Source organism: Mesorhizobium sp. PL10 (assembly GCF_053714315.1).
Map to the genome: position 1 here is coordinate 1 of NZ_JBSKBR010000216.1, position 385 is coordinate 385.

Here is a 385-nt window from a genome sequence, read left to right on the forward strand (position 1 = left end):
AGGCCGATTCGTCCTTACCGACGCGCAGGCCACCGAGCTGGATCCAGGCGAAGTTCAGCGAAGCACCGGTGTTGCCGGCAGGATTGACGGCGTTGGCCGCAGGGAGCGGACCCGTGCCATCGGGATCAACGAGTGCGCCCGCATCACGGTTGTTGTTCTGGAAGTTGAAGCGGGTCTCGGTGTAGGTCTTCAATGTGCCGAGCTCGGTTTCCTGGCCGGTCCAGGTCTTCAGCGAGAAGCGGGCCTTCTTGAACCAGGTGTCGTTGCTGCCGCCGTCCTCAACATCGGCGGACGTCGCACCGTCGAACGAACCCACGTCGCCGCCGCCGATGTCGTAACGGACATAGCCGCCGATGCGCAGGCAGGTTTCGGTGCCGGGGATGTA

1 protein-coding gene is annotated in these 385 nt (G+C 63.9%); it reads right to left on the reverse strand.

Annotated elements, in window-relative coordinates; translation table 11 throughout:
• Positions 1-385 (reverse strand): porin (locus ACWGTO_RS33920; protein ID WP_454579010.1); only part of this gene is annotated, 385 nt, incomplete at both ends.